The organism is Paraburkholderia sp. UYCP14C (assembly GCF_004197395.1).
In the GTDB taxonomy this organism is placed as follows: Bacteria; Pseudomonadota; Gammaproteobacteria; order Burkholderiales; family Burkholderiaceae; genus Paraburkholderia.
Genome location: NZ_SELS01000163.1, coordinates 1 through 4,315, shown reverse-complemented (window position 1 = coordinate 4,315; position 4,315 = coordinate 1). Strand labels below are relative to the sequence as shown.

The following is a 4,315-nucleotide window of genomic DNA, read 5'->3' as shown; positions in this document are numbered from 1 at the left end:
AGTTGTTCAGGTGGCCAAGGTTAACAGCTTGCCGAGAAGGTTAACAGCCCCCAACGGGTCTTTTTGATTCAGTCTCTAAACGAATTACTGGGCTACCCATTGGTCATGTGTCATCCGGAAGACTGGAGCGGCACCTGGCGACAGATGCAACGGGTGCTATGCAATGCTAGTACCGAGCCATCCATCGCAGCGTATGTCGTGAGTGGTGACATGCCGCTGTCGCTCGTATCGGCCGGCCATGGCGTCGGATTCGCCAGCGAAGCACGCGTTGCACATAGTCGGCTCGAGGCAGTGGCTATCCGGACACTTGCAGGGTGCCCGGATACGCTAACGACCTATCTGTTGCGCTCCACTGCGGAGCCGAGTCAGCAGCTCTCGCGATTTATCGGCCGCGCCCATGCGGTCGGAAGCGCGAAAGAGGTCGAAGTGCATGACAAGCAGATGCGACCGTCGTCCATGATCTAGGCAGAACTCCGCGGCAACCTGTGCCGGGTGGAACCCGGATCGTTTGGTTTAGGTCGCCGTCACTTAAGAACAGGCGACTTGCGTGTCGGGCAAGGCTGTCGGTTTCGCGGCGACACGTACGGCCAACACGGTCAGATCAGGTTCTTGGCGTGACGGCGTTGATCGCAGTGTGCCGTCCTGTCATCGCGAGCGATACAGTTACCGTCGACAGGCGGTAAGGAGTTGTCTTTCGGTAGATTATGTAGATATCCTAATTGATGGAGAAAGCATATTGAAACGAGATGGAGAAAATTATGGCAACCGCGGGAAAGTCGTTGCGAACTATGGTCGATGTTTGGCTCGCTCCACATCCGGCAAGAGGATTCAGAGTTAGTCATGTCGGACGGTCCGGTCTTGGACGCTATGTTTGCGTCGTCGCGGACAACGGAGCGGGATCAAGAGCAATGTTCTTCTATCGCCACAGAAACGGGACATGGTGCATCTTCCCTCAAGATTCTGAAGGGGCCGACTATGCAAATCGGATCACAAGATACCGAGGAAGTTGAGCAAAAGAAGAGCGCGCGTTGAGCGCAACGTTGTCCGCAGGAGACATGGCCCGCACGGTCAGATCACCGACTACTAGATGTGAAAACTCCAGCGAGTTGTGGGCGTGCCTCGGTAGTTCCCGTTTCGCCAGGCTCATTTCGACGTGTTTTGCGAGCACCATCGGCCGGTGTTCATCGCATGCGCCGGAGATTCGCGGGCCGTCGTCATTGAAAACTGATGGGCTTCGACTGGCGCGCCGTCACGGGTCAGGCCGTACTCTCGGTGGACCAATCAATATCTGGCGACAACACAGACGTCCATTACGGTTCGATCTGTTCGCTACGCAGCTTGATCAAATATACGCACCATTTTAGTGAACGAGGCAGTAAGCAAACATGGTTTTAAGTACATGTTGAAGGCAGATACATGACCAGTACAGACCTTCGGCACAGCTTGAGAGCTACGTTGCAGCACTAGCTGAGAGGGGCCACTACGGCTCGAAAGGCGAAGTCCTGCGCGAAGGCGTTCGACGCACACCGAATTCTGATTTCGACGAAATCGGCGACTGTATTGCACGCGAAATAGCCACAAACGCGCCGAGATGTTGGAGGACTAACTGGAACAGGCGTGCATGACGCTGGGACGCCGTTGCTTTTCCCGCTCATACCGCGCGATGGGGACCTCGGAATCCGACATCGGGGTGAATGGCAACCACCGGGTCTTCTTCGAATGTGTATGCCTGCAGCAAATCGCCACAGTTGGCCCCGTGATTTCCGGTGGTCCGCTTGAGGCGACTGGAAAAAGACGGATGCTGCCATTTTGGTATAAAATTGATGCCAAATGGCAGGGGGGGGGTAAAATCGTGAACCTTATCGAAAGGGTGTCAGCCGACTCATTGCTCGGAGGTCGCACCGTGTTCCCGCGGGCGCCTCGGTCGGGTCTGGAGTGGGTGGATGTGGTCCGCCATGGGATTTCATCGCAGGCGCTCGACGCCATTCTCAGATCGATCGGACTATCGCAGGCGGAATTGGCGCAGGCACTCGATATTCCTGAGCGGACGCTTGCGCGTCGAAAGCGGGAAGGTGTCTTGAGTCGTGAAGAGTCAGCAAAGCTGCTGCGGCTTGCGCGTGTGGTCGCGCGCGCTGCGGAGGTTTTTGAGGATCTCGACTCGGCGATTGCCTGGCTCAAGACACCGATCGCCGCGCTCGAAGGCGCGACGCCCCTTAGCCTCGTGGATACCGATATTGGCGCCGATAGTGTGATGGACACGCTCGGGCGTATCGAGCACGGCGTGTTTGCATAATGCTCACAGTATGGCGGGTGGTGACCGAGCGGTATGCGGATACCGCTTTCTCTGGAGAAGGCGCACGACTGTACGGTGGCCGGTGGAATACCAAAGGCGTCGCGATGGTGTACACGGCGCAAACGCAATCGTTGGCGCTTTTGGAGATGTTGGTCCAGGATTCACCGTTGCGTGCGCACTATGTGATGATTCCCGCCAGATTCCCCGAAAGAATCGTGGAACGTATCGATCCGGCCATTTTGCCTGCCGACTGGCGGGACATCTCCGGGCGCGGCGAACTGCAGCAGATTGGGGACACGTGGTCGCAGACGCGCGCCAGTGCCGTGCTGGCCGTCCCCAGTGCAGTCGTTCCTGCTGAAACCAATTATCTGCTCAATCCCAATCACGCCGATTTTGCCCATGTCGAAATCGGGCTGCGTGAGGAGTGGCTGACCGATCCGCGCTTGTTGCGACGGGTCGCGCCGCCGGAATAGCCAGTGGGGCGTGATTGTAGACGCAAGGCTTAGATAACAGCCATTCAACTTGACATAAAGCAAATTATCACTTATTAAGTAGTATGTTAATTCATGTTTGCAATTGGAACCATGTCAAATGGTTGAGGCAGTCGGCAGAACTCTGGTGGTCCCTCGCTGCCCAAGGTCATGCCGGCGCTGCTTCACCCGGCGCCAAGCCGTACGGTCGCAGCCGATACCCCGCCGACCCATGCCCTGGCATTGCACTAGCAAGGAAAGGTGTGTTTCTAGCGGCGGTTGCGGGATTGCCTTACTGCGCGGAATTCCCGAGAACAATTGCGCAGGCGAGCTGATTTGCGGTTTAGCCGGGCAGCGTTTCGGATATTTCGATTTTGGTTTCCGTTTCGATTATTTCGAATTAAAATGGCATCATCTGTTATAGCCACGACGCGAGGAGCCCCTTGAACAGATCCGCAACCCCCGCCTCATTGCCTTCGGCGGCCGAGATCGAGATCGCCCGCGAGTCGAGCCGTGATCTGGCTGTTGCGCTCACCAGTAGCGCGGAATCGCAGCAGTTCGACTTCAGGGATGAAAAGGGAGAAATGCACAGTGTCAGGTTTCCGACGTCGGTCTTGAAGCTGTTGGTCAATGTACTCGCGGAAATTGGACAGGGCAACGCCGTATCAATCATTCCAATCCACGCTGAAGTGACCACGCAGGAAGCAGCTGACCTGCTCAACGTATCGCGACCTTATCTTGTGCAGCTGCTTGAGAAGGGGGACATTCCTTTTCGACGGGTCAATACCCACCGGCGTGTCCGCTACCAGGATGTTATCGACTACAAGAAGCGCATTGACGAGGCGCGTCTCGCCGCTCTGGACGAGCTCACTGCGCAGGCGCAGGAACTGGGCATGGGCTACTGAACGATGGCGTCAAACTTCACTGTAGTTTACGACGCCTGCGTTCTGTATCCGGCCCCGTTGCGCGACCTGCTGATGCATCTTGCGCTGACTGACATGTACCGCGCTCGATGGAGCAACATGATCCACGACGAGTGGACACGGAACGTGCTCGAACACCGTAAAGATTTGAAGCCGGAGGCTATCGCGCGCACGCGTCAGCTCATGGATGCGAACGTACGCGAAGCGTTGGTCGAAAACTTCGAGCACCTTATCCCTGCGATCGAACTTCCAGACCCGGATGATCGGCATGTTGTGGCCGCGGCTATGCGCGGGCGCCGAACTTATTATTACGTTCAACCGCAAGGATTTTCCTGCAGCCGAATTGCAAAAGTACAATGTCTCGGCCTAGCATCCGGACGACTTCATCTTCGACCTGTTCGACCTCAACGCCGCCAAAGTGCTACAGGCTGCCTCTCGACACCGTAAATCGATGAAGAATCCACCAAAATCGGTCGATGACTACCTGGATACCCTCGTCGCTCAGGGCCTGACGCAAACTGTGAACGTGCTGCGTCCGTTGGCCTGGGCACTTTACTCATACGTCAGAAATATAGCGGACAGATTGATGCCTAAAAAACGAGCGAACAAGGCACCGATCGCGGCGAATT

4 protein-coding genes and 1 pseudogene are annotated in these 4,315 nt (G+C 56.3%); all 5 read left to right on the top strand.

The annotated features are described in order from the left end of the window. Positions 1–63: 63 nt before the first annotated feature. Entirely contained in the window at positions 64–465 is a 402-nt protein-coding gene (locus EVC45_RS48135; RefSeq protein WP_129964229.1) for a LysR substrate-binding domain-containing protein, read from the top strand. Between the two features lie 1,156 nt (positions 466–1,621). After that, positions 1,622–2,293, top strand: coding sequence for an antitoxin Xre-like helix-turn-helix domain-containing protein (locus EVC45_RS43550; RefSeq protein ID WP_248295519.1), 672 nt, complete (start codon positions 1,622–1,624; stop codon positions 2,291–2,293). Further along, positions 2,293–2,766: an RES family NAD+ phosphorylase gene (locus tag EVC45_RS43545; protein WP_129964227.1), complete on the top strand. Its 474-nt coding sequence runs from the start codon at positions 2,293–2,295 to the stop codon at positions 2,764–2,766. Before EVC45_RS43550 ends, EVC45_RS43545 begins: the two co-directional genes overlap by 1 nt. 440 nt (positions 2,767–3,206) lie before the next feature. After that, positions 3,207–3,668 (top strand): helix-turn-helix domain-containing protein, encoded by a 462-nt coding sequence (locus EVC45_RS43540; RefSeq protein WP_129964226.1) that lies wholly within the window; start codon positions 3,207–3,209, stop codon positions 3,666–3,668. A gap of 3 nt (positions 3,669–3,671) precedes the next feature. After that, a pseudogene (locus EVC45_RS43535) lies at positions 3,672–4,239 on the top strand (PIN domain-containing protein); the annotation flags it as partial. Positions 4,240–4,315 lie beyond the last annotated feature (76 nt).

Excerpts from the sequence above, each read along its gene's own strand:
- EVC45_RS43545 (WP_129964227.1), top strand. The coding sequence starts at position 2,293 with ATGCTCACAGTATGGCGGGTGGTGACCGAGCGGTATGCGGATACCGCT.
- EVC45_RS43550 (WP_248295519.1), top strand. The coding sequence starts at position 1,622 with ATGACGCTGGGACGCCGTTGCTTTTCCCGCTCATACCGCGCGATGGGG.